Genomic DNA, 25,065 nt, shown 5'->3' on the forward strand with positions numbered 1-25,065 from the left:
CAGTAATTCAATTGAGCAGTTTTACAATTTATCGCAACGACGCAAATTTTCCATTAAAGCATTCTTTCATTCAGAATTCCGCATCGCGTTCCACACGGGCAACCCGCAATTTGTATTTCTTATACCACCTGGCTTTCCCCAATTGTTGTGCCTGCAAATGTTCTGCATTTTGCTTCCAGTTTTTAATTGCCTCCAGGCTTTCCCAGTACGAAACGGTTATCCCCAACTCTTCACGAACCGACTCCTCTCCCAAAAAACCGGGCTGTTTTTTAGCTAACTCCAGCATTTGTTTGGCCATTTCACCATAGCCGTCATCAATATCGTTGCGAAGTGTCGTAAATATTACCGCGTAATAAGGTGGTTTTGGTGTATTGGCAATCATTGTAGTGCAAATGTTTTGATTGGCCGGTATTCCGGACCGGTTGTTTTTAATATACTTTGAAATAAAATAATCCCGTCAACTTTAATCTCCTGATAAATATCCGAAGGCATTTCATCTAACAGTGAGAAAAACCGATTTGTATTTTGAACATGTTTTATTCGGCCCAACGTTAAATGCGGTTTATAAGCCTTTTGTTCTGCCTCAAAACTGCAACTCACCACTTCCTTTTCAATTTCCTGAACCAAAAGTTCCAGCACTTCCTCCGCTTGAATCTTAACAAATAACACGCGTGGTTGATTTTTGCTTTTAAAATATCCGGTCCCTTTTAAACTAAGTTTACACTTCTTTTTCCTAGAAACAACCTCCTCCAAACGGTCAACAAGTTCATACAGCTGTTCACGAGTTGTGTTGCCCAAAAATCGTAAGGTAAGATGGAAGTTTTCGGTATCTACCCAGTTTATTTTATCTGCTGGGAATTGCTTTTTTAAATATTGTAGCAAATCCAGCACTTTTTCGTTAGGGTGTATTTTTATGGCGATAAAAGTTCTTATATGATCTCGCATGCTAAAGATATCCAAGTTCAATGAGTGTTACAATTTCCTCCAATACTTTGTCCTCTTCCTCCGGTTCGTAGCCTGCTTTCAAATCGTTTTTAAACAGCTTGGCAATTCCCTGCCAGAACGTTGCACTAAATCCTCCCCGAAATTCTTTTATCAAACTATACGGAGTCCGTTCGGTTTCGCGGTTAATCAGTTTTAACAAAATTCGACCGTCGGAAATCGACCACTTTTTTAATTCGTCTTTATGTTCGTCCAACAATTCCTTCTCCAGTTGCTTCATCAATTTACGGCGCTCTTTAGGCTCTTCAAGCGCATTGTATTGTGGCTCGTATTCTGCAAGCAATTCCCGCGCTTCTACGGCCAACGGGTACACTTTTTTCACTTTTGCAACATAACGGGTATAACGACGATATTGTCGTTTGTTTTTAAACTCACGATTCGGAAAAACAACCACCTCTTTTATGTTCTTAAAAATGATGGTGTCGCCATCCTGCACATACCCCATATTTATTTCAGAAGTATCGTTTTCCTGCGCTCCGGCAAACCCCGCTCCCAACAAAAAAATCAATATAAAGACAAAACTCCTCATCCAAACATTTTTAGCAACATAAAAGTAGAACGAAACGAGTATAACAAAAAGTCTGTCCAAATACACATCGTACGAGATAATTTTTTTACTCTATGGCGAATGATTATGATCTTGCGCGTTTCCGCCAGCTGGCGGATTGCCATAAAAATAATCAATTCTAATCACATGAAATATTCGTTAATCAATTACGGACCATACAAAGTTTATATCTTTGATCCCGTAAACACATTGATATTACGAGAATATGAAAACTTCGGTTCATTCAGAAATTGGCCAGTTAGAAGGTGTTATTATTCATACTCCGGGTTCGGAAGTGGAGAATATGACACCGGCAAATGCGGAACGTGCTTTGTACAGCGATATACTGAATTTATCTATCGCATCGAAAGAATATGCACAATTTGAAGGTGTGCTGAAAAAGGTGTCGAAAGTGTACCAGGTAAAAGATCTGCTGGCCGATATTTTGGCCGATGAAGCCGTAAAAAAAGAAGTTCTGAATGAAATCTGTATGACCGAATACATCGATTCCTGTCAGCAGCTTACTGAAGCAAGTTCGCAAACACTGGCAAATTTGCTGGTTGAAGGAGTTGTACTGGAGAAAAATAATCTGACCAACTACCTGAGCAACGAACGTTTTTTACTGCGGCCTTTGCACAACCTGTTTTTTACACGCGACTCGGCCATGGCAATGAACGACAACATGCTTATTGGCAAAATGGCCAACCCGGTGCGCGAACGAGAATCGGTGATAATGGAGGCCATTTACAAATATCACCCGGATATTGACACTAAAATATTGAACCCCGGAAAACCCGATTCAGGAATTATGGTGAACCGGAAATCGATGGTTGAAGGTGGCGACGTACAAATTGCCCGCGACGATATTTTTGTGATTGGCACCGGAATTAGAACCAGCACGCAGGGAATCGATTTTATCATTGAAAACCTAAAACACCAAAAAAAGGAAAAACACCACATTATCGTTCAGGAACTACCGGAAACACCTGAATCGTTTATTCATCTCGACATGGTTTTTACTTTTCTGAATACCGATGAATGTATGGTTTACCCGCCGGTAATTTTTGGGATGAGCCGCTTTAAAACCATTCATATTGAAATTGAGAACGGCAAAGTTAACCGCATTGAAGAAATGCCAAACATCCCGAAAGCACTAAAAAAACTGGGCATGGATTTACGACCAATTTCGTGTGGAGGAACCGGCGATCCGTGGATTCAGGAACGGGAACAATGGCACAGTGGTGCCAACTTTTTGGCTTTTGCACCGGGAAAAATTATCGGTTACCAGCGAAATGTTCACACCATTGAGGAGCTGAACAAACATGGTTATGATGTTATAACTGCCACCGACATAATTTCGGGCAAGACTAATGTCGACGATTACAAAAAATGTGTGGTAACAATCGCCGGATCGGAACTGGCACGCGGCGGTGGCGGTGCGCGATGTATGTCGCAACCTTTCAGAAGAGCAGCAGTAAACTGGTAGAACGATTTTGAAAAGAAAAGATTTATGCGAAAACTAAGAAATATTGAACTCGGTCGTTTATCGGTTGAAGAATACAAACAGTCAGACAAAACACCCATCGTTGTGGTGCTCGACAATATCAGAAGCTGCAACAATATTGGTTCGGTTTTCCGGACTTCTGATGCTTTGCTGATTAATAAAATATACCTCTGCGGAATTACTGCTACACCTCCCAATAATGAAATCCGCAAAACAGCACTTGATGCCGAAAAATCGGTTGACTGGGAATATTTCGAACACACCGAAGAAGTTGTTGAGAACCTGCAAAAGGATGGTTTTAAAGTGTACGCCATCGAGCAGGTTGAAAACAGTATTATGCTACCGGATTATCAACCTGCCGAAGGAGAAAAAGTGGCGCTGGTTTTTGGAAACGAGGTAAAAGGTGTAAAACAAAGTGTTGTTGATCTTTGCGATGGCAGCATTGAAATTCCGCAATACGGCACCAAACATTCCTTTAATATTTCGGTGAGTGCCGGTATTGTTTTGTGGGACATCTTTCAGAAAATAAATACGATAGGCTAATTTACAGCTTGATTTTCGTTCTCCGGCAATTCAAACATTTTCTTTATTTTTAGGGAAAACAAAACATTCCCAAATGGCTACCCCGAAAAATATGCCCGAAGAATTTCTGCAATACATTTGGCAGAACAGACTTTTTACTAACGAAAATCTATCAACCGTTGAAGGAGATCGGCTGGAAATTATTGATCCGGGAAGAATCAATACCGATTCTGGTCCTGATTTTTTTAATGCAAAGATTAAAATAAAAGACACGATCTGGGCGGGAAACATCGAAATCCACAAAAAAGCTTCCGACTGGCAAAAACACGAACACAATAACGACAAAGCCTACGACAACGTAATTTTACACGTGGTTGAGACTGCCGATGCTAAAATCACTCGTAGCAACGGAGAAAATATTCCAACCTTTACTCTTAACTATCCCGAGCAATACAAACTGAACTACCAAAATCTGTTGGATGCACAAACCTGGATTGCCTGCCAGAATCAATTTCACAAAATCGATCCAATAATCTTGCAACTTGGTTTTAACCGTCTGATGATAGAACGACTAGAGAATAAAACACAGGCCATTGTTGAGCAACTGGAACAAAACAACAATAATTGGGATGAAACATTTTTTCAGGTGTTGGCCCGCATGTTAGGATTTAAAGTCAACGCTTTGCCATTCGAGTTGCTGGCCAAATCAACACCTATCCAAATTCTGCTAAAACATAAAAACAGCCTGTTCCAACTGGAGGCGCTGTTGTTTGGAAATTCGGGATTACTTAATCAACAGTTACTTGGCGACGACTATTTTATCCGCCTTCGCGACGAATATTCTTTTCTTTACAAAAAATACAAGCTAAAAGGTATTGAAAGCCATCTGTGGAAGTTTATGCGTTTACGGCCATCAAATTTTCCGACGATCAGAATTTCGCAATTGGCAGCTTTAATTTACCGGTGGCAGGGGCTTTTTTCGCGTATCCTGGAAACAGAATCAATAGAGAATGTGAAGGCCTTGCTAAAAGTAAAAACCTCGGAATACTGGGATACACATTATAATTTCAATAAATCGTCGAAGGGAACAAAACCAAAGGAATTGGGCGATGTAGCAGCTACCATTCTTATAATCAACGTAATTGTTCCTTTTCTTTTTGTTTATGGAGAAAAGCAGAACAAAACCGAACTAAAAAACCGGGCACTCGGCTTTCTGGAAAATCTGCCGGCAGAGAGTAATTCAATCATTTCGAAATGGAAAGAACTGGGAATACAGGCGCGTTCGGCGTTTGAATCGCAGGCTCTACTTCAGTTAAAAAACTGTTACTGTGAATCAAAAAAATGTTTAAATTGCCAAATAGGGGTGAAATTGGTTTCATCTTTACAAAATCAGGACGACTAACATGCCAGCGAGTAGCCAACAGTACAATAAATTTCAGGCGGTTTCGAGCAAAACCGTTAAAATCGGGATAGGTCTGCTTTTCTCGATTTTAATTTTTGGCTCAATGGGGTATTATTACATCGAGGGAATGAACGTGCTCGACAGCGTGTACATGACCGTAATTACCATTTCAACTGTTGGTTTTAAAGAGGTTGGTTCGCATCCTTTAACGCCCGATGGAAAAATATTTACCATTGCTCTTATCATTATGAGTCTGGGTAGTTTGGCGTACGTAGGCTCGAATATGGCACGTTTTGTTTTCGACGGAGAATTGGCTAACTATATAAAAACGTACAGGGTGGATAAAAAAATTGCAAAACTAAAAGACCACGTAATTATTGTGGGATATGGCAGAAATGGCGAACAGGCAGCCATGGAACTGGCCGAAAATGAGGTGGAGTTTGTTATCCTTGATAAACGAGATAATGTGATATCACGAATTCGGGAGAACGAAAACCTTTTATATATAAAGGGCGATGCAACTCACGAAGAAACGCTGGAGCAAGCAGGAATTAACAGGGCGCGTGCGTTAATTGCGACTACTCCAAACGATGCAGATAATGTATTTGTCGTTTTAACCGCCCGAAGTATGAATCCCGGATTAACGGTGATCAGCCGTGCCTCGGAACTGGAAAGCCAGATGAAATTAAAACGCGCCGGTGCCACCAACGTAATTATGCCTGAACGCATTGGTGGACAGCGGATGGCAAAACTTGTACACCAGCCTGATGTTGTTGAGTTTATCGAATACATTCTGTTACAAAAATCGCAGGACGTATCGCTGGAAGAAATATCATGTAAAAATTTAGCACAACGATTTGTTGGAAAATCAATTTCAGAACTCAAGGTTAGAGAGTTAACCGGGGCCAATATTATCGGAATTAAAATTAGCGGGGCCCGGTATGTTTTTAATCCCGATCCGCAAATGATACTTTCGCGCAACGACCAATTATTTGTTTTGGGTAACCCTCTCCAAATCACAAAACTTAAAGAAGTAATGCAAAAAGAAGCATAGTTAATTAATACCAAAAATGACAAATTTTAAATTTCTACCCCTGATCCTCATCGTATCTCTATTTTTTTCAAGTGTAACCACAACCAATGCTCAGGTAATTCAGTTTAGAGGCCCCAACCGCGATGGTATTTTCCCCGAAACAGGGCTGTTAAAAGAGTGGCCCGAAGAAGGTCCTGAAGTGTTATGGGTAACCGAAGATTTGGGTAAAAGCAACTCGTCGACCATTGCAACAGCTGATCGCATTTATACTACCGGGAATATAGACACAATGGAATATGTAAGCTGCCTCGATTTGCAAGGCAACATACTTTGGCAAAAAAGTTACGGCCGGGCGTGGATAAATACATACCCCGAAGCGCGTTGTACTCCAACACTTGAAGACAACCGCTTATACCTTTTATCGGGATTAGACGAGCTGGTTTGTATGAACACCGAAAATGGCGAAATAATCTGGCAAGTTGACCTGCACGAAAAATACCAAAGCGACTGGGACATGTTTGGCGTTTCTGAATCTCCCCTGCTGGTTGATGATAAAGTAATTGCATCTGTTGGAGGAGAAACTGCCATGGTAGTTGCCCTCGATAAAATGACCGGAGAACTGGTGTGGAAATCGGAAACAATGCATGCTAAACGGTCGAACATCACTCCTTTGCTGATTGAACATTGCGGTAAAAAATACATTATTACAGCCAACCAAACTCACGTAATAAGTGTAGACGCCAACACCGGCGAAATTATGTGGGATTTCCATCACAATTTCCTTAGCCCAAATGGCGATAACACAACAATTCTTACAAACGTACCAACCTACAAGGACAGCTGTTTATGGATTACCAGTGGTTGGGATGTAAAATCATCGATGCTAAAGATATCGGACGATGGACGAAGTATAACCGAAAAATTTGCCGACCAGACTTTTGACAACCAAAACCACGGAGTAGTATTAGTGGACGGTTATTTATATGGATCGAACTTTACAGGACGACAAACCGGAAAATGGGTTTGTATGAACTGGGACACCGGTGAAATAGTTTGGATAGCTGATTTCCACAGCAAAGGCCCCGCAATTTCGGCGGAAGGAATGTTGTATCTAATCGATGAGAAACGAGGCAATGTTGCGCTGGTAAAAGCGAATCCCAAAAAGTTTGATGTGGTAAGTTCTTTCAAAATCGAGTACGGAAGCGGCCCGTACTGGTCGAGACCGGCAATTTACAACGGAATGTTTTTGGTGCGGCACGGCGATGTGCTTGTAGCGTACAATGTCAAAGCATCAAGTTAGTAAATCTAGGTTCCGGGAATTTGTTTTTCAGTGTCAATTGATTAACATAGTTTAGTTTTTTTTCAGCATCCTTAAAACAACTTATCGCGATATTTGTGCTGAAAACTAAACAACAAATGAAAACTTTCACCTTACTATTAGCCATAATCTGTTGCATAAGTGCCTATGCTCAGGATAAAAGCTTTATTATAGAAGGAAAGACGATAGGCCGTGACGGGCAGCCAATTGCAGATGTTTATGTGATCAACCCAAGAACGTTAGAAAAAGACATTACCCGAACAAACGGAATTTTTAAAATCACTGTTAACCCCCAGGACTCTTTAATCTTCTCGCACATTTCATATACCCGTATATCGGTGCAGATTTACCGGCTCCTGCAAAATCCACAAATTATTCTCGAGTCTGATGATGTTCAGATACCTGAAGTAGTGGTTAGCTCCGAACAAAAAAGCGATTTAAAACGTGCAGAGCAAAACCTTCAGTTTTTGGATGAATACAAACCAATATTGTATAAAAGGATGGAACCCGAAATCGATGCGACAACCACAATAATGACAGAAAATAACCGGCTAATGCGAACGGAAGCCAGCTCGGTGAGTATATTAAGAATTCCGTTGGATTTCGGAGGAAAAAACGCACAAAAACGGAAGAAAAATAAAAGATATAAAACAGATTATTACTCCACCCGAAAAGTGAAAAAGCCACCAATCGATTCAATACCAGACTCCGAAGAAGACAATTAACGTTCCGGTTCTGCGTCGAATTTCTCGATAAAATCTGTTGATAGCACCCTGAATTCTGTACGTCGGTTTATACTCTGGGCAATTTCCTGCTGTGCCTCCGGTAACGTCAGAATAAACTCTTCAGTTAACTCATCGCCCCGTTTTAAGAAATCGTATTGATTGGCCAATTTTCGGTTTACCGTTTTTGGCCAGGTTTCGCCATAACCTTTCGCAACCAAACGATCAGGATTAATTCCTTTTTCAATCAGGTAATCCACCACACTTTGTGCACGTTTTTGCGACAGGTCGAAGTTAAACTGATCGCTACCTACATAATCGGTATGTGCCATCAGTTCAATTGTAATCGTTGGGTTGAAAACAAGTATCTGAACCAGCGTATCGAGTGCAACCTTCGAACTTTCCAACAATTCCCAGCTGCCAAATTCGTAGCTAATGTTATCCACTTTAATTGGCGCATCGGTAGCAGTTAAGAACATATCGAAACGGAAATCTTTGCTGTCGGCCAGCCCAATGGTATTCACTGCTGCCTTATCGCGCAGGTAGCCGTCTTTAAAAGCTGCAAAAACATACTCGGTTTCGGGTTTTAATTTCATTTTAAACTTTCCACCCCTTGCACGTACTTTCAGGTTTGTTCCGTCGGTACCAATAATACGCATTGTCGATCCGTCGAGATGCGATGCTGTTTCTTTATCAAAAACCTCAATCTCAATTTCATAAACTTTTGGCGGCACCACAAAACTGTAAATATCATCGCCACGCGATCCTTTACGGTTCGAGGTAAACATCCCTTTGTCTTCGCCGGTAACGAATGCAATTCCAAAATCGTCGGAAGGCGAGTTCATTGGCGACCCCATGTTCTCCACTACCCAAATCCCGTCTTCATTTTTATTCGCCATAAAAATATCAAGTCCTCCTTGTCCGATGTGGCCATTCGAGGCAAAATAAAGCTCGCCATTATCGCGAACAAACGGGAACATTTCATCGCCGGCAGTATTAATGATCGGTCCCATATTCACCGGTTTTCCGAAACTGCCACCTTCCATTGTCGCTTTCCAGATATCTTTGCCACCCTGTCCTCCTCGCATATCCGAAACAAAATAAATTTCTGTTCCATCGGGACTTAGTGCCGGGTGTGCAGCAATAATACTATCGCCAACAATTTGCAATTTTATTGGTCCAGACCATGATCCGCGGGATTGCGATGTGGAATACAATTCGGCTCCCAACGGTTGCGATTTATCGTAACGGCAACGCGTAAAAATCATTTGCTCGCCGGTAGAGTTTAGCGTGATAGCACCTTCTTCCTCACCGGTATTTATAATCATGTTTTCATCCAGCAATTTGGGTTGCTCCCATTTCTGGCGCTGCACCCCAAAAGTTGCCCGGAAAATATCGGTGTATTTGTGCCCGGTAATCATACTTTCCTTTTTACCGGTTGCAGCTTTTCGCGATGAGGTGAAAAAGATCTCGTTATCGCGGCCACCAACAAAAACAGGGGCAAAATCGCTTTCGCGGGAATTTAATTCTTTAATCGGGTTAATGATATGACGGGTTGGATTTGCGACCCATTCCTGCGTTTTACGCATGGCCTCCACTCCATCGAGGGCCCGTTCATCGCCGGGAACAGAATCGAGGTAAGTTCGGTAAGTTTCGTAAGCTTCTTCGTAATCCTGGGTAATACGCAACATTTCGGCATAATGTAGCAGCGCCTCCGGATTATCATAGCCCAAACGAATGGCAAATTTGTAGTTCTGTTCAGCATAATCGTACATTCCGATTGCCCGGTAACACTCGGCCAGATTGTAGGCATATTCAATCCTTTTCTGACGGTTTTTTTCTTTTTTACGTGCTTTCCGGTATTTTTCAATGGCTTTGTAATATTCGCCAATATCTTGCGACAACAAAGCATCGCGCCCATGTTTGGCGGAACCACAACCACTTAAAACTACAATTATTATAAAAAAAACAGCTAGTTTAACCTGCTTCATACCCATTCAATTTCGGGGAGTAAAAGTAAAATTTTTTTACCGACTAATTCCAATAAATTATTTCGTCTTTTAACTAACGTATTATTGATTGCTTAAGTATATAAAGATAAAAAAAGACTTTTCTTCGGAAGAAAAGTCTTTTTTGCACTTACGAATTTGATCTTTTATCGAACAAAAAGTAACTCGCGGTATTTTGGCAACGGCCATTTTTCGTTATCAACAATCAGCTCAAGTCTGTCTATATGATCCCTGATTTCATCGAGAAAAGGACGCACTTCGGCATCGTATTCTTTCGACCGTTCAATTACATTCTCAACCTTATTGGCTTTTGAACGTGCCGCAATCATCTCTTTTCGTTTTGCTTTTATCGCCGAAATGTGTCGGCCAACTTCTTTAATAAGTTCTAGGCGGCCACCTGCCAGCGACATAAATTCTTCTTCGGGAAATACATCCTTCAGGTTTTTAACATTCTCAAGCAACATGGTCTGATACTCTACCGCAGTAGGCACAATGTGGTTGATTGCGATATCGGCAAGAACACGCGACTCGATCTGCACTTTCATAATGAATTTCTCGTACTCAACCTCTACCCTGCCTTCAATTTCGGATTCGTTAAACACACCGTTTCTTTTGAAAAGATCAATACTCTCTTTTCGCAGCAGTGCCGATAACGACTCGGGAACATTGTTAATATTGGTCAAACCGCGTTTTTCAGCTTCTTCCACCCAACCATTGCTGTAACCATCTCCGTTAAAACGAATCGGTTTGGTGTTGATGATCAAAGTTTTTAGTACCTGGAAAATTGCCTCGTCCTTTTTAACGTCTTTTTCAATTAATCCGTCAACCTCGGCTTTAAATTTCTTCAGCTGATCGGCAACGGCAGTATTTAAAACGATAAGTGCCGATGCGTTGTTCGCCATCGATCCAACAGCGCGGAACTCAAAACGATTACCGGTAAACGCAAATGGCGATGTGCGGTTTCGGTCCGTGTTGTCCAGAATGATTTCAGGAATACGGCCAATATTCAGTTTTAAAGCTGTCTTTTCATCCGGTGTCATTTTACGGTCAACCACAGCTTCTTCCATCAAATCGAGCATGGCAGAAACTTCCGATCCAAGAAATACCGAAATAATTGATGGTGGTGCTTCATTAGCTCCCAAACGATGTTGATTTGAGGCAGTTAAAATGCTGGCGCGCAACAAATCCTGATTATCATACACCGCTTTCATCGTATTAATTACGAATGTTAAAAACTGCAGATTCGATTTTGGATTTTTTCCCGGAGAATACAGATTCACACCGGTATCGGTCGACAACGACCAGTTATTGTGTTTTCCTGAACCATTAATTCCGGCAAATGGTTTTTCGTGAAAAAGGATGCGGAATTTATGACGACGGGCAATCTTTTGCATAATGTCCATGCAAAGCTGGTTATGATCGTTCGAGAGGTTGGCTTCTTCAAAAATCGGGGCCAGTTCGAACTGATTCGGTGCCACCTCGTTATGACGAGTTTTAACCGGAATTCCAAGTTTGTATGCCTCATTCTCTACATCCTGCATAAACCGATTGGCGCGTGTTGGAATCGACGAAAAATAATGATCGTCGAGTTGCTGATCTTTTGAAGAAGCATGCCCCATCAACGTTCTTCCGGTTAACATCAGGTCGGGACGAGCCATGTACAAGGCCTCATCAATAAGAAAATATTCTTGCTCCCATCCCAGGTTTGCCTGAACACGGGTTACATTTTTATCGAAATACTGGCACACTTCAGTAGCAGCTTTATCCACTGCATTTATTGCTCGTAATAATGGTGTTTTATAATCAAGCGCTTCGCCGGTAAACGAAATAAAAATGGTAGGAATAGTCAATGTTGTCTCGCTGATAAATGCGGGAGAAGACGGATCCCACGCGGTATAACCTCTGGCCTCAAAAGTCTGACGAATTCCTCCGCTTGGGAACGAAGACGCATCAGGTTCCTGCTGAGCCAGTAACTTTCCTGAAAAAGATTCGATTACTGAACCATCGGCTCCGTGTACAATAAATGCATCGTGTTTTTCGGCAGTGCCGTCGGTCAGCGGATGAAACCAGTGTGTGTAATGTGTTGCGCCGTTCTCAATTGCCCAGGCTTTCATTCCCTGTGCCACCTGATCGGCCATTTTTCGATCAACTGTAGTTCCGCGCTCAACCGCATCGGTTACAGCTTTATAAGCTTCGCGCGATAAATATTTTTTCATTTTGCTCCGGTCGAACACCAGCATACCGTAATAATCGGACACCAGGTTTTCTTCCCTGACAATTTCCACAGGTTTACGGTTAAGCACTTCATCAAGTGCTTTGAATCTGAATTGTGCCATGATTAATTTTTTTAGTCTGTTGCTTTTTGTCTGTGCTCAAAATTAACATTTTCCGCTGTAATACTGATTTTTATCATACCCGAAGCACGATTATTAATAAATTATTTGCGACGACCATATATTTAAGAGGGGATGCTCGTAATATTTTTGTTTTCGGAACCCACGTAAACCCTTTTTTTGATTCATAAAAAGACACTTTGCAAAAAGAGTATTTGGTATTTCCTCAAACATCGCTTATTTTAAATTAAAATTTGTGCTTCGAATGAAAAAACAAGAGATACTGGCAATTATAAAGGCCGGAAATTTTAACAAAATAAAGTTTGCTGTAGCCGATATTGACGGGGTTTTACGCGGGAAATACATTCACAAGGATAAATTTTTTAACGCCGTTGACAACGGACTTGGATTTTGCGATGTAATTTTTGGCTGGGACTGTGCCGACAAATGTTACGAAAACAGTGAAATTACGGGGTGGCACACCGGTTATCCGGATGCAAAAGCAGAGATTGCCATGGAAACTTTTCGGCAGATTCCGTGGGAAGAAAACACGCCGTTTTTTTTAGGTGATTTTAGTAACGATCCGAAATATGCCGATGCGGTTTGTTCGCGCACTTTATTAAAACGAATTGCCCGCCAGAGTGAGGAAATGGGATTTAAACCCATCTTTTCGCAAGAATTTGAATGGTTTAATTTTCAGGGGACTCCGAGTGAAATTGCCGCATCAAATTATACCGACCTGCAACCAATCACTCCCGGAATGTTTGGGTATTCCATTTTAAGAAGTTCACTCAACCATGCTTTCTTTAACGACTTGTTCGAGCTTCTGCAACAATTTGATATTCCGCTTGAAGGAATGCATACCGAAACCGGCCCCGGTGTTATAGAAGCCACAGTTATTTACGACGATATTCTTGCTGCTGCCGATAAAGCGCTGTTGTTTAAATCGGCTGTAAAAGAAATCGCCTACCGACATAATTTTGTGGCCACGTTTATGGCAAAATGGAATAAAAACCTGCCCGGATGCGGCGGTCATATTCATCAGAGTTTGTGGGATTTGGACAAAAAGCAGAATTTGTTTTTTAATTCGGAATCGGACACAAAAATGAGCCAGACGATGCAATATTATATTGCAGGCCTCTTAAAATGTCTTCCGGAAATTCTGCCGATGTTTGCACCCAACCCGAACAGTTACAAACGATTGTGTGGCGGCGACTGGGCACCGCGAACCCTAACATGGGGAATTGACAACCGTACTTGTGCTGTGCGTGCTATTCCCGGAAGCGAAAAATCAACGCGTATCGAATTACGAGTTCCCGGATCGGACACCAACGCTTATCTTGCCTTGGGTGCTTCATTAGCCGCAGGACTTTACGGAATAAAAAATAAATTGCCGCTTGAAATTGCACCGACCACCGGAAATGGCTACCTGGAAACCGGGAAAGGAGTATTGCCTGATTCCTTGGAAAAAGCAACTAAAAAAATGGCCGAATCAGAAATAGCCAACGAATTATTTGGAGAGGCATTTGTAAAACATTTTACGCTTACCCGCGAATGGGAATGCCAGCAAAGCGATAAAAACGACTCGCAATGGGAATTAAAAAGGTATTTCGAAATAATTTAAACCAACAACAACGCGGCAAAGCAAAACCAACTAACTTTGAATAAACAGAAAAAAGATGATGCAGATACTGGATTATGGTGAAATTATAAAACTTGCCTGGAAAGAGTTTGATGGCGAGCGGCACGAAATAAAAGGAGTTTTTGATGTAAGTGCAAAAGTATCGACAAATCACGTATATAAAATATCGTTTTACAAGCGCGAACCGGTTTTTGCGAAAATATCGGAATACGGCAATTTTGAAGACTTTAGGGAAGACCACATCATAATCAACAACCTGGCCAATAACCTTGAATATCCTTATCAAATGTTTTTGGCGCAATCGCTGGTGAAACGTAACGAGCTGTTTATTTATCGTTATCACGAACGCGAGCGTAGTGCCTGGGTGGTATTTTACAATCCTATCCAAATTCGCAATAAATTGCCACGCCGACTGGAAGAAAAACATATCAAAAAACTGGGTCGCGAACTGGCACGTTTTCACAAAGCTTGCACCAACGTTTCCAACCAGCTACCACATTCGTCGAAAAATGTAATTGTTGATATTCAGAAACTCAAAAGGTCAATTTATAAAAGCGATATCCAAATGGACGATTCGCACAAGGATCTGATTTTGCGTCATGCCGATCATTTTCTTGAAAATGCCGACCGCGTTAATTATAACACCGAGATTGAAACCATTCCGGTTTTAGTCGACTGGAACATTGGTAATTTCTCGATAACAGGCGATGGAAAGTTTTATTCGCGGTGGGACTACGACTGGTTCCGCATGTCGTCGCGCGTAATGGACTTTTACTTTTTTAGCCGCGTTGTTTCCGATGGCGGCGACCGCACTGTTTTCAGTTATATGGTTGACACACTGATGGAAGACCGTTTTATGCTATTTCTGAAAGAATACCATAAAATTTTCCCGTTAACACCGCCCGAAGTGCATTTAATTAAAGAAGTATACCGCTTTTTCATTTTAAACTATGTTATAAAAGACGGGCCCTACTTTTTCAGAAAAGACTATTCAAACAAACTGATTAAGGAAGCTTACGATTCGTATTTCCCTGCCATGGAAGCGAATTACCGGGTAGAGAAAATTTTAAAGACATTAAAACTCTGACAGCTGCAATATTATGAGAACAAAAAGTTTTAGAAGTGTGGTGAGAAACTACCGGGCCGTATTTTTTGATGCGTTTGGTGTGTTAAAAAACCATTCAGGCCTGATTGATGGAATAGAAGATACTTTTAAGTATTTAGAATCGAAGGGAATTCCGTATTACGTTTTAACGAACGATTCATCGAGAAGCCCCGTTGAGCTTTCGAACTGGTATCAAAAAAGAGGGCTGACCTGTATTACTACGGATAAAATATTATCATCGGGGATGCTGGCCATGGAGTTTTTTAAAACCAAACTGGCCAACGGAAAAGCAGTGGCTTATCTCGGGACAAAAGACTCGGCGCATTACCTCGAGACAGCCGGTCAGGAAACCGTACCGATTAGCGAAGTAAATCTTGAAGATCTTGAGCATATAAAATCGTTTGCTTTTCTTGATGATGAAGGATTCGACTGGAATAAGGATATTGATAAAACCATAAACTTGCTACGCCATAAAAACATGACCGTAATTGTGGCAAATACCGACATTAATTACCCGGTAAATAAAAACGATATTTCGGTGGCGATCGGTGGACTGGCCGACCTGGTGGAACAAATTCTGGGCAAGAAATTTATTCGCTTTGGAAAACCTGATGCTCAAATGTTCTTACTGGCCTACGAACGTGCCATGCAGGACATTCCGAACATTAAACGCAACGAAATTTTAATGGTTGGCGACACTTTGTACACCGACATTATAGGGGGTAATAAATTCGGTCTCGACACGGCATTGGTATTGTCGGGAAACACACTTCCGGAAATGGCAAAAATAAAGATCGGCAGTTCGGGAATTATCCCAACCTACGTTTGCGAATCGGCGGTTATTGAGTTGTAAGATTGGTTGTTGTCAGGATCGTTGATTCTGGATTCTGGATACTGAAAACCGTAGCCTGACATATTAAAAACTCGCAGCTCTGTTTGATTTTTGCTCCCGACGCTCCGGTCGGGATTTCGATCAGCATAGCTGCTCTCAACTTTTACCTTGGCAACTCTGCCGCCACCTCTTTCAATGCATGAATCAACAATTGGTCTTTGTCGCGGCCTTTTGAAGCAACGCGGATGTGTTTATCATCGAGCCCGATTTTATTGGAACAATCGCGCACGTACACGCCAAAATCCTGCAGTAATTTCATTTGCAGATCGTAAGCACTCATTGCAAAATTTATTTTCAGCAGAATAAAATTACTGTTCGAGGGATAAACTTCATATCCTTCAATTTCACACAGTGCTTCATGCAATTCCCGAACATCGGAAATAACATGTTTGCGGGCGCGGTGGTATTCAACGTCCGTATCTTTTAGCTGTGTTAAAAAATACTCGGCCAGCGTATTTATATTCCAAACCGGCAAAGCGCTTCTTATTTGCTTTAGATAAAACCCGTTGGCCGTACAACAATACCCCAAACGTAAACCGGGCACACCACAATGTTTACTCATACTGCGCACAATTAACAGGTTCTGAAACTGCTCAATCAGCGGCATTAAACTTGGAATTTCTTCGTCAGCAAAATCAATAAACGACTCATCAACCAGCACCAGTTTTAAATGCTTCATACGGTTTAAAAAATCGGTTATTTTCTCAATCGAAAGTAACTGTCCCGTTGGATTTCCGGGATTGATGATCAGTGCCGACGACAGGTTTTCGTCCACCAGCCAATCTGCGTATTCATCCAAATCCAACTGATATTCTTTATCCACCGGCAACTGAAACAACTTCACCTTTTCCAGGTTCTGAATCTTTTCGATGTATTCGCTAAAAGTAGGGATGGGAATTCCCATGTCTTCAACCAGGTTGTTTTGAATAATTGTAATCAGCTCGGTGGCACCGTTTCCTAAAACAAGGTATTCGGGTTTTACATGTACAACTGCCGCCAAATCCTCTTGAGCAAGTTTCGGATTGCTCGATGGATACGCTTTTAAAACCTCAGGCAATTTATCCTGTAGTTTTTGAATTAAGGCTTCTCCGGGAAAATACGGATTTTCGATGAAACAAAAATCCACCACATCTCTTAATTGTTCTTCTCCCACAATATCAACCAACGATGGCGAATGCGAAGTATCGTTAAACAGGTGACGTTTGATTTCAATTTGTTTCTTTAGCATGGGTTTTAATTTTGCGACGGCAAATTTGATCAAAAAAAAACTGCCCTACAATAAGGACAGTTTCTTTTTATTTTGCAATTATATATACTCTTAAACAGCGGCTGCTTTTGTTGTTTTGATAATAACAGCAGCAATTTTATAAGGATCGCCATTTGAAGAAGGACGACGGTCTTCCAAACGTCCTTTCCAACCATCTTCAATTGTTCCAACAGGAATACGGATTGAAGCACCACGGTCAGAAACACCATAGCTGAAATCAGTGATAGCTGCAGTTTCGTGCAAACCAGTTAAACGCTGATCGTTGTATGCACCGTAAACAGAGATGTGCTCTTCGATGTGTTTACCGAATTCTTCGCAAATTGCAGTAAATACTTTTTCGTCGCCACAAGTTCTCATCAAACCGTTAGAGAAGTTAGCGTGCATACCTGAACCGTTCCAGTCAAGATCTTTTCCAAGTGGTTTTGGATGCCATTCTACATCTACACCATATTTTTCAGCAGTACGCTCCAAAAGGAAACGAGCCATCCAAATTTGGTCACCGGCGCTATGTGCACCTTTAGCGAAAATCTGGAATTCCCACTGTCCGGCTGCTACCTCAGCGTTGATACCTTCAACATTCAAACCAGCTTCTAAACAAAGATCGAAATGCTCTTCAACAATCGCACGACCGAAAGCTTTAGAACCACCTACACCACAGTAGTAAGGACCTTGTGGGCCAGGGAAACCACCTGCAGGGAAACCTAAAGGTAAACGGGTTTGTGGATCGTACAAGAAATACTCCTGCTCAAAACCGAACCAGAAATCTTCATCTTCTTCTTCGATATGAGCACGACCATTGGTATCGTGAGCAGTGCCATCAGGATTTAATACTTCAGTTAAAACAAGGTAAGCGTTTTTGCGGTCCGGATCAGGACAAATAAAAACAGGCTTCAAAAGAAGGTCTGAAGAACCACCACCGGCCTGGTTAGTTGAAGATCCGTCGAAAGACCATACAGGACAATCTTCCAATTTTCCGCTAAAGTTTTCAGCTACACGAGTTTTTGCTCTTAATTGTTGAGTTGGCACAGTACCATCCAACCAAATGTATTCCAATTTCGATTTCATGATGTAATAAATTTTATTTAAAAATAGATTTTTTCTAACTGTCTCTCACAAAAATATGCTTAAAAGAAACTTGTTGAAGCATATTTGTAACAAAATGTAATAAATTAATACAAAATTTACATTGAATATAGATTTTTGTCAACCACCCCAAATTTAAACACAGCTCTATTTAAAATCTTCTTTTTTAGCGTTAAAAACCTTTAAAAATTACATCTATCTACTCAAATATTCCCCTATTTCTGTCGCATGACCCCAAAAATGGCCTGACTCCCATTATTTTGATAGAAATAGACTAGCTGTTATAAAAATTCATCACTAAGAAATAAAAGTTTATTCCTCATCCTGTAATTTTATTTTAACATCATTTACTTATTGAAGTGTTATTACCCAGGACAACAATTAAAAATTAAAAACAATACATGCACTATGAAAGTTGACAGACGCAGTTTGTCAACCTGAGTTTAACCTAAAAATATTTACTCAGAAAATCTGAAATGTGCGAGATTTGGTTCAAAAAATCAGAAGGAATATCGGGATATTTCAAGGATTTTTTTGGATCAAAGATTGTGCAATGCTGATTTTCCTGTTTACAGGCTTCGAAAATTTTCCCATATCCTGCCTCAAATTTTCTCAAATTATCCCGATAGTTCTTCAAAAATTTGAATTGCCTATGAAAAAATTTTCTGAAGCTGTGTTAATATTTTTAGGTTAAACTCAGGTTTTAAAAACAAGTGGTATGTTTGCAGCGGGAAGTATGATTTTACCTCCCTTTGTGCAATCGTGCCAAAACGTACAAATTTCAGCAGACGTGAAAAGTTATTTAGATCATTTTGAAGTGACTACCGAGATGTTGCAAAAAGTTATTGCAACAGCCATGAGCAAAGGCGGCGACTATGCCGACTTATTTTTTGAACACAAAATTACCAACAGCCTAGCGCTTGAAGACGGAAAAGTTAACCGCGCTTATTCCAATATTGATTTCGGTGTTGGTATCCGCGTATTAAAAGGCGACCAAACCGGTTTTGCCTACTCCGAAAATATTGCGCTCGACGATATGCTGAATGCAGCAAAAATGGCCGCAAACATTGCCAACAGCAGCTCAAGTTTTAATGCAACTGACTACAACGAAAAACTGCCCGCCAACTACTATAAAATATCGAAAAAGTGGGAAGACGTTTCGGTAAAAGACAAAGTGCCTTTTGTACAAAAGGTAAACGATAAAATATTCGGCCTCGACGAAAAGGTGATTAAAGTAAACGCCGGAATGAGCGACGAAAGCAGTTACGTAATGTTTTATAACTCTGAAGGACGACTGACTTACGACTACCGCCCAATGATCAGCTTTTATGCCGTTTGTATTATGCAAAAAGATGATCAGATAGAAAATGCTTACGCTGCCCGTTCGGTGCGTCAGGGTTTTGAATGGCTTACCGAAGAACTGGTTGACGAACTGGCCAACGAAGCGGTTGACAAAACCAACCTGCTGTTTAAAGCCGGAAAACCAAAAGCAGGAGAAATGCCTGTAGTTCTAGGTGCAGGTGGTTCGGGGATTTTACTTCACGAAGCTATCGGCCATACTTTTGAGGCTGACTTCAACCGAAAAGGAACTTCAATTTTCAGCGACAAACTAAATACAAAAGTTGCTGAAAGTTTTATAAATATCATTGATGACGGTACGCTGCCAAACGACCGTGGTGCCATAAACATCGACGACGAAGGAAACGATGTACAAAAAACTTACCTGGTAAAAGACGGTATGCTAAACAGTTACCTTCACGACCGGATCAGTGCCAAATATTATGGTGTTGAACCAACGGGTAACGGACGTCGCGAATCGTTCCGCCACATGCCTCTTCCGCGTATGCGATCAACTTACATGGAAAATGGTCCGCACACTACCGAAGAAATTTTTGCGGCAGTTGATTACGGCGTTTATGTCGACAACTTCAGCAACGGCGAGGTTAAAATCGGTGCAGGAGACTTTACCTTCTTTGTAAAATCGGGTTACATTATCGAAAACGGAAAACTCACCACGCCAATTAAAGACATTAACATTGTTGGCAACGGACCGCAGGCTCTGGCCGATATTTCGATGGCTGCCAACGACTACAAAAACGACAGCGGTACCTGGACATGTGGAAAAGACGGACAATCGGTTCCGGTAACACTTGGCCTGCCAACTGTTTTAGTGAAGAAAATGACCGTTGGAGGAACAAATGCATAATCTCGTAGCTTAATAATTACAAGGGGAAAACAATCATTCATCCCCCTAAATCCCCCTTCGAAGGGGGAAGCGCGACGAAGGAGTGCAGGGGATGAAAAACAAAAATGAGAATTGATGTTTGAATCTTAAATTTTAAAACCATGACAAAAGAAGAAAAATATACATTGGCAAAATGGGCTATGAATCATGCATTGGAGAACGGAGCCCAGGAAGTGAGCGTAAATATATCGAACAATCAAAGCAGCAGCGTTGAAGTGCGCGAAGAAAAAATTGACAAACTGGAACAGGCACTACAAAGCAGCTTGTCGATTCGTCTGTTTGTCGACAAAAAATACTCATCGCACTCTACCAGCCGCCTAAACAAGGAAGATCTGGCACGCTTTATTGAAGAAGCTATCGAAGGTACCAAATACCTATCGGAAGATGAATTCAGAACACTTCCCGATCCTGAATTGTATTACAAAGGCGACGGACCGGATTTGGGGTCGTTAGACAAGAATTTTGCAGACGTTGATCCAGAGGAAAAAATACAGCTTGCTTTTGCTGCTGAGAAAGAAATTTTGGGCACAAACGATCGTATCATTTCAGTTTCGAGCAGCTATTACGATGGACTAAGCGAGCGTGTGATGGTAAACAGCAACGGCTTTGAAGGCGACACTGCTAATTCGTATTTTGGTGTAAGCACTGAAGTGTCGGTAAAAGGCGATGGCGATGCAAGACCGGAATTCGGATGGGGCGAAATCGCCATTAAATACAACGAGCTTGAAAAAACAGGAACCGGAACAACGGCATTAAAAAGAGCCCTTGAGAAAATTGGTGCTGAGAAAATTGCTTCGGGGACGATGCCAATGATCGTTGAGAACCGTGTGGTAAGCCGCATTTTTAGTCCGCTTATTAATGCGCTGAGCGGCTCTGCTATCCAGCAAAAAAACTCTTTCCTCATCGATAAACTCGGAGAAAAAGTTGCATCGGAAAAATTAACCTTGACTGACGATCCGTTTATTTTCGGAGGACGCGGTTCGCGCCTGTTCGACGGCGAAGGTATTGCCACAAAAAAACGATCGGTTTTTGAAAAAGGTGTTTTGCAGCGATATTACATCGACACTTATTACGGCAAAAAACTGGAAATGGAACCCAACAGTGGAGCTACAACCAACCTTGTTTTCGAAACCGGCGACAAAGACCTTGACGCATTAATTGCATCGGTTAAAAAAGGAATTTTTGTTACAGGTTTTAACGGTGGAAACAGCAATGGATCAACCGGAGATTTCTCATACGGTATTGAAGGATTTTTAGTGGAAAATGGCGAGATTGTAAAACCGGTTACCGAAATGAACATTACCGGTAATATGAAAACGCTTTGGGCAAACATTGGAGAAATTGGTAACGATGTTCGCGAAGATTCTTCGTGGCGCACACCATCGATTCTTTTCAACGATGTTGATTTTAGTGGATTGTAAAAAGAATTCGCATTAAATAAAAAGAGCCGTTCTGTAAACTTCAGAACGGCTCTTTTCTTTTATCTCAACTATTACAATTCGTATAAAATCGGGTCGCCTAAACCGATTTTCTTTAAAGCTGCAAGTTGAGTCTCTGCATCACCAACAACAACGTAATACATGTGTTCCGGATCAAGCAATTTCTGAGCCAGTTCTTTATGCTGCTCAGGAGTTAACGACTTGATAAACTCCTCTTCCTGCTTTACGTAATCGAAAGGCAGATCGTAAGCACTAATATTTGTAAGCATAGCATGCAGTGCACCCAGCGTTTCAAATCCTCGTGCATTCGATTTTATCAATGCATCTTTTGTAAACTGCAAATCATCATCAGAAATACCCTCGCGGTACTTTTTGATCTCATCTTTAAAAATCTGTACCGACTCTTCAGTAGCTGTAGTTCGAACGCTTGAACTCGCCTGGAAAGTTCCGTAATTTTTACCTCCCGAGAAATAAGTTCTTGCGCCATAGGTAAAACCTTTTTCTTCGCGCAGGATCATATTTACGTTTCCATTAAAACTTCCGCCCAACTTGTAATTCATCACGGTTGCCTTTTCAAAATCGTCAGAAGTGCGTGGGATGGCATTTTGGCCAATATTGATAACCGACTGTTTAGCACCCGGAACATCAACAAAATAGATGGTTGATTTTTCAGGAAGTTTTGGCGCAGCAATTTCCGGGAATACAACATCGTGCGCTTCCCAGTTTGCGCTCAAACTTGCAAGACCTGCAACAACCCGGTCGTGATCAATTTTTCCAACAACGTGCATTCTGGCCACCGACGGCGAAACTGCTTTATTGTAAAAATCTTTCAAATCATCCATGGTTATTGATTCCAGGCTTTCAATAGTCCCCGAACTTGGTAAAGCCAGTATATTATCGTCGCCATACACTAATTTATCGAACGCAACACTTGCCAAATAATTAGGATTCGCCTGGTTGCGTTTTACATTGTTAATCATTCGCAATTTTACCAGCTCAAATTGTTCCTCATCCCAACGTGGCTCCAGTAAAATTTCTTCAACCAATGCCAGCGTTTTTTCATAGTTTCGGGTAAGGCTGTTCACAGAAACCGAAATATTTTCGGTACCGGCCCTAACATTGATATTAGCCCCCAGTAAATCGATTTCTTCTTCCAGTTCTTCAGGCGTTTTTGTTGCCGTACCTTCCATTAACATGCTGGCCATAAAACTTGCCACTCCGGCTTTGTCTGTTTCTGCGAGAATATGACCACCATCGATAACAATTGAGTAGCGAACCAATGGCAATTCGTTGTGCTCGATACCATAAACTTTAATACCGTTTGCTGTTTCATCGGTCCAAACCTCTGGCACTGATATTTCAGGATCAGGACCTTTGGCCGGTTCTACTGAACGATCAAATTTTGTTGGCGTTTTGGCAATCTCTTCGTCTGCGGCAATTGCTGACTGATCAACTTGAGTGGCCTCTAAAATATTCTCTTCAACAATACCTGCATCAACCGAATTTTCGGCAACTAAATCAAGCTGTCCTTTAGGCACAAAACTGGTTGCCAGGTAATTTTTTCCTTTTACATATTTTTCGTAAACCCTATTAATATCGTCGATGGTAACTGCCTGAATCTTGGCAATGTCCTCCTCTATATAACCCGGCGATCCGGTAAATTCGTTGTACAGCGCCAGCTGAAACGATTTACTTAACACCGAACTAACACCATTGTAGAATTGTGTTTCAAGACCAGCCTTGTGTTTCTCCAGGTCTTTTTCGGTAATTCCCTCTTCCTCAAAAAGCTGAAAAGCTTCAAACACGGCATTTTCAACTTCGGCAAGACTTGTTCCTGCATTGGCATTTACCGATATCGTAAATTGTCCGGTCAGCTCCATCGTGCGGCTGTAAACCGACGCCCGCGGCGCTAACTTTTTGTCCTTTACAATAACCCGGTAGAAAGGCGATTTTTTGCCGGTTCCCAGCACTTGCCCCAAAAACTGAAGTGCATAAGCATCTTCGTTGTATTGCTCAACAGTGGGCCAAATCATGGTTAACTGTGGTGTCCGGGCAAAATTATCTTCGTGATACAGCTTTTTAGTTTCGTCGAGCGTAACATTTTGCGGCTGCATATCTTCTACTTTTTCACCGCCCGGAATTTCACCAAAATACTTCTCGAGCATTGGTTTTACATCGGCCTCCTCGAAATCGCCTGCCAACACAATTGTAGTATTGTTTGGTACATAAAATTTCGAGTGAAACGCTTTTACATCATCCACCGAAGCATTGAACAAGTCCTCCATTTCGCCAATAACAGTCCAGTTGTAAGGATGCCCAGCGGGATACAAATTTTTGGCAATAACCCACTGGTTAAAACCATACGGACGGTTATCGTATGATTGACGTTTTTCGTTTTGAACAACGTTCTGCTGATTGGCAAATGCTGCTTTAGTCACGGTATTCTCTAGGTATCCCATCCGGTCCGATTCCAGCCAAAGCACCATTTCCAGTGCATTCTTCGGAACAACTTCATAATAGATGGTCTGATCGTTTCCGGTTCCGCCATTTAATGTTCCTCCGGCCGACTGGATTTTTGAAAAGAATTCATCCTGTCCAACATTTTCTGATTGCTGGAACATCATGTGTTCAAACAAATGAGCAAAGCCGGTTTTTCCGGGAACTTCGCGGTTCGACCCAACGTGATACATAATTGCAACGGCTACGATCGGATCTGATTTATCCTGGTGCAAAATTACATCAAGACCGTTATCCAGCTGATACTGAACATACGGAACCGAAAGTTTTTCATCGTTTTGTTTTGTGGTAGTGCACGAGCTCAGAAACAGTACGAATGCCAAACTGAGACTGAGGAGAAAACTTAGTTTTTTCATGATTAAAGGTGTATTTAATTGTTTTTTACGAAGTTAGCACAAAATATAAATAATCAAAAATTTGTTAAGTTCTTAAATTTGTTGTTTCATTTCGGGTAAATGCACAAAAAAACAGGAACCAAATGGC

General features: G+C 41.4%; 19 protein-coding genes. 11 read left to right on the forward strand and 8 right to left on the reverse strand.

The window, feature by feature from the left end:
- Positions 1-70: 70 nt before the first annotated feature.
- Genes SLH46_RS16815 through SLH46_RS16825 form a run of 3 tightly spaced genes read right to left on the reverse strand, consistent with a single transcriptional unit; the run spans position 71 to position 1,531 of the window.
- On the reverse strand, positions 71-382 hold the full coding sequence (locus SLH46_RS16815; RefSeq protein WP_320282369.1) for an antibiotic biosynthesis monooxygenase family protein: 312 nt from the start codon (positions 380-382) through the stop codon (positions 71-73).
- Positions 379-945: an RNA 2',3'-cyclic phosphodiesterase gene (thpR, locus tag SLH46_RS16820; RefSeq protein ID WP_320282370.1), complete on the reverse strand. Its 567-nt coding sequence runs from the start codon at positions 943-945 to the stop codon at positions 379-381. The genes SLH46_RS16815 and thpR overlap by 4 nt, the downstream gene beginning before the upstream one ends.
- A gap of 1 nt (position 946) precedes the next feature.
- On the reverse strand, positions 947-1,531 hold the full coding sequence (locus SLH46_RS16825; RefSeq protein WP_320282371.1) for a DUF4294 domain-containing protein: 585 nt from the start codon (positions 1,529-1,531) through the stop codon (positions 947-949).
- Positions 1,532-1,775: 244 nt separating this feature from the next.
- Between SLH46_RS16825 and SLH46_RS16830 the strand changes: the two genes are divergently transcribed.
- The 6 genes from SLH46_RS16830 to SLH46_RS16855 all read left to right on the forward strand — a co-directional run bounded on the left by SLH46_RS16830 (position 1,776) and on the right by SLH46_RS16855 (position 8,053).
- The gene (locus SLH46_RS16830) at positions 1,776-3,035 is read left to right on the forward strand and encodes an arginine deiminase (protein WP_320282372.1); all 1,260 of its coding nucleotides are present in this window, start codon (positions 1,776-1,778) and stop codon (positions 3,033-3,035) included.
- A 24-nt stretch (positions 3,036-3,059) separates the two neighbouring features.
- On the forward strand, positions 3,060-3,596 hold the full coding sequence (locus tag SLH46_RS16835) for an RNA methyltransferase (RefSeq protein WP_320282373.1): 537 nt from the start codon (positions 3,060-3,062) through the stop codon (positions 3,594-3,596).
- Between the two features lie 73 nt (positions 3,597-3,669).
- Complete coding sequence (locus SLH46_RS16840) at positions 3,670-4,977, forward strand: DUF2851 family protein (RefSeq protein WP_320282374.1); 1,308 nt, start codon at positions 3,670-3,672, stop codon at positions 4,975-4,977.
- Position 4,978: 1 nt separating this feature from the next.
- A complete protein-coding gene (locus tag SLH46_RS16845) occupies positions 4,979-6,031 on the forward strand; it encodes a potassium channel family protein (RefSeq protein ID WP_320282375.1) in 1,053 nt (350 codons plus the stop codon).
- Between the two features lie 16 nt (positions 6,032-6,047).
- Positions 6,048-7,310: a PQQ-binding-like beta-propeller repeat protein gene (locus tag SLH46_RS16850; protein WP_320282376.1), complete on the forward strand. Its 1,263-nt coding sequence runs from the start codon at positions 6,048-6,050 to the stop codon at positions 7,308-7,310.
- Positions 7,311-7,426: 116 nt separating this feature from the next.
- The gene (locus SLH46_RS16855; RefSeq protein WP_320282377.1) at positions 7,427-8,053 is read left to right on the forward strand and encodes a hypothetical protein; all 627 of its coding nucleotides are present in this window, start codon (positions 7,427-7,429) and stop codon (positions 8,051-8,053) included.
- Here the strand turns inward: SLH46_RS16855 and porE are convergent.
- Together porE and SLH46_RS16865 are read right to left on the reverse strand one after the other, a co-directional pair.
- On the reverse strand, positions 8,050-10,041 hold the full coding sequence (gene porE, locus SLH46_RS16860) for a PorE family type IX secretion system protein (RefSeq protein ID WP_320282378.1): 1,992 nt from the start codon (positions 10,039-10,041) through the stop codon (positions 8,050-8,052). The two genes, SLH46_RS16855 and porE, sit on opposite strands and share 4 nt — an antisense overlap.
- 164 nt (positions 10,042-10,205) lie before the next feature.
- Positions 10,206-12,395, reverse strand: a complete 2,190-nt coding sequence (locus SLH46_RS16865) for a glutamine synthetase III family protein (protein WP_320282379.1) — start codon at positions 12,393-12,395, stop codon at positions 10,206-10,208.
- Positions 12,396-12,657: 262 nt separating this feature from the next.
- Between SLH46_RS16865 and SLH46_RS16870 the strand changes: the two genes are divergently transcribed.
- From SLH46_RS16870 to SLH46_RS16880, 3 genes are read left to right on the forward strand one after another with little or no spacing between them, the layout of a single operon-like run.
- Positions 12,658-14,016, forward strand: coding sequence for a glutamine synthetase family protein (locus SLH46_RS16870; RefSeq protein WP_320282380.1), 1,359 nt, complete (start codon positions 12,658-12,660; stop codon positions 14,014-14,016).
- Between the two features lie 55 nt (positions 14,017-14,071).
- The gene (locus SLH46_RS16875; protein ID WP_320282381.1) at positions 14,072-15,121 is read left to right on the forward strand and encodes a hypothetical protein; all 1,050 of its coding nucleotides are present in this window, start codon (positions 14,072-14,074) and stop codon (positions 15,119-15,121) included.
- Between the two features lie 13 nt (positions 15,122-15,134).
- Positions 15,135-15,992: an HAD-IIA family hydrolase gene (locus SLH46_RS16880; RefSeq protein ID WP_320282382.1), complete on the forward strand. Its 858-nt coding sequence runs from the start codon at positions 15,135-15,137 to the stop codon at positions 15,990-15,992.
- A gap of 142 nt (positions 15,993-16,134) precedes the next feature.
- Here the strand turns inward: SLH46_RS16880 and SLH46_RS16885 are convergent, their stop codons facing one another.
- Together SLH46_RS16885 and SLH46_RS16890 are read right to left on the reverse strand one after the other, a co-directional pair.
- Positions 16,135-17,259 carry a pyridoxal phosphate-dependent aminotransferase gene (locus SLH46_RS16885; RefSeq protein ID WP_320282383.1) on the reverse strand — a complete coding sequence of 375 codons (1,125 nt, stop codon included), beginning with the start codon at positions 17,257-17,259 and terminating at the stop codon, positions 16,135-16,137.
- Positions 17,260-17,349: 90 nt separating this feature from the next.
- Entirely contained in the window at positions 17,350-18,363 is a 1,014-nt protein-coding gene (locus SLH46_RS16890; RefSeq protein ID WP_320282384.1) for a glutamine synthetase beta-grasp domain-containing protein, read from the reverse strand.
- A gap of 808 nt (positions 18,364-19,171) precedes the next feature.
- On the opposite strand from SLH46_RS16890, the gene SLH46_RS16895 reads away from it, so the two are divergent.
- Entirely contained in the window at positions 19,172-20,587 is a 1,416-nt protein-coding gene (locus tag SLH46_RS16895) for a TldD/PmbA family protein (protein ID WP_320282385.1), read from the forward strand.
- Positions 20,588-20,727: 140 nt separating this feature from the next.
- Entirely contained in the window at positions 20,728-22,047 is a 1,320-nt protein-coding gene (locus tag SLH46_RS16900) for a TldD/PmbA family protein (protein WP_320282386.1), read from the forward strand.
- Positions 22,048-22,118: 71 nt separating this feature from the next.
- Here the strand turns inward: SLH46_RS16900 and SLH46_RS16905 are convergent, their stop codons facing one another.
- The gene (locus SLH46_RS16905; protein ID WP_320282387.1) at positions 22,119-24,938 is read right to left on the reverse strand and encodes a M16 family metallopeptidase; all 2,820 of its coding nucleotides are present in this window, start codon (positions 24,936-24,938) and stop codon (positions 22,119-22,121) included.
- Positions 24,939-25,065 lie beyond the last annotated feature (127 nt).

It is taken from the genome of Draconibacterium sp. IB214405, assembly GCF_033963885.1.
GTDB lineage: Bacteria > Bacteroidota > Bacteroidia > Bacteroidales > Prolixibacteraceae > Draconibacterium.

What these genes read in the sequence shown, in the direction of transcription:
- SLH46_RS16845 (WP_320282375.1), top strand. Translation starts at nt 4,979, where the DNA reads ATGCCAGCGAGTAGCCAACAGTACAATAAATTTCAGGCGGTTTCGAGC.
- SLH46_RS16905 (WP_320282387.1), bottom strand. Translation starts at nt 24,938, where the DNA reads ATGAAAAAACTAAGTTTTCTCCTCAGTCTCAGTTTGGCATTCGTACTG.
- SLH46_RS16880 (WP_320282382.1), top strand. Translation starts at nt 15,135, where the DNA reads ATGAGAACAAAAAGTTTTAGAAGTGTGGTGAGAAACTACCGGGCCGTA.
- SLH46_RS16825 (WP_320282371.1), bottom strand. Translation starts at nt 1,531, where the DNA reads ATGAGGAGTTTTGTCTTTATATTGATTTTTTTGTTGGGAGCGGGGTTT.
- SLH46_RS16885 (WP_320282383.1), bottom strand. Translation starts at nt 17,259, where the DNA reads ATGCTAAAGAAACAAATTGAAATCAAACGTCACCTGTTTAACGATACT.
- SLH46_RS16815 (WP_320282369.1), bottom strand. Translation starts at nt 382, where the DNA reads ATGATTGCCAATACACCAAAACCACCTTATTACGCGGTAATATTTACG.
- SLH46_RS16835 (WP_320282373.1), top strand. Translation starts at nt 3,060, where the DNA reads ATGCGAAAACTAAGAAATATTGAACTCGGTCGTTTATCGGTTGAAGAA.
- SLH46_RS16850 (WP_320282376.1), top strand. Translation starts at nt 6,048, where the DNA reads ATGACAAATTTTAAATTTCTACCCCTGATCCTCATCGTATCTCTATTT.
- SLH46_RS16840 (WP_320282374.1), top strand. Translation starts at nt 3,670, where the DNA reads ATGGCTACCCCGAAAAATATGCCCGAAGAATTTCTGCAATACATTTGG.
- SLH46_RS16900 (WP_320282386.1), top strand. Translation starts at nt 20,728, where the DNA reads ATGACAAAAGAAGAAAAATATACATTGGCAAAATGGGCTATGAATCAT.
- SLH46_RS16870 (WP_320282380.1), top strand. Translation starts at nt 12,658, where the DNA reads ATGAAAAAACAAGAGATACTGGCAATTATAAAGGCCGGAAATTTTAAC.
- SLH46_RS16865 (WP_320282379.1), bottom strand. Translation starts at nt 12,395, where the DNA reads ATGGCACAATTCAGATTCAAAGCACTTGATGAAGTGCTTAACCGTAAA.
- thpR (WP_320282370.1), bottom strand. Translation starts at nt 945, where the DNA reads ATGCGAGATCATATAAGAACTTTTATCGCCATAAAAATACACCCTAAC.
- SLH46_RS16875 (WP_320282381.1), top strand. Translation starts at nt 14,072, where the DNA reads ATGATGCAGATACTGGATTATGGTGAAATTATAAAACTTGCCTGGAAA.
- SLH46_RS16890 (WP_320282384.1), bottom strand. Translation starts at nt 18,363, where the DNA reads ATGAAATCGAAATTGGAATACATTTGGTTGGATGGTACTGTGCCAACT.
- porE (WP_320282378.1), bottom strand. Translation starts at nt 10,041, where the DNA reads ATGAAGCAGGTTAAACTAGCTGTTTTTTTTATAATAATTGTAGTTTTA.
- SLH46_RS16830 (WP_320282372.1), top strand. Translation starts at nt 1,776, where the DNA reads ATGAAAACTTCGGTTCATTCAGAAATTGGCCAGTTAGAAGGTGTTATT.
- SLH46_RS16855 (WP_320282377.1), top strand. Translation starts at nt 7,427, where the DNA reads ATGAAAACTTTCACCTTACTATTAGCCATAATCTGTTGCATAAGTGCC.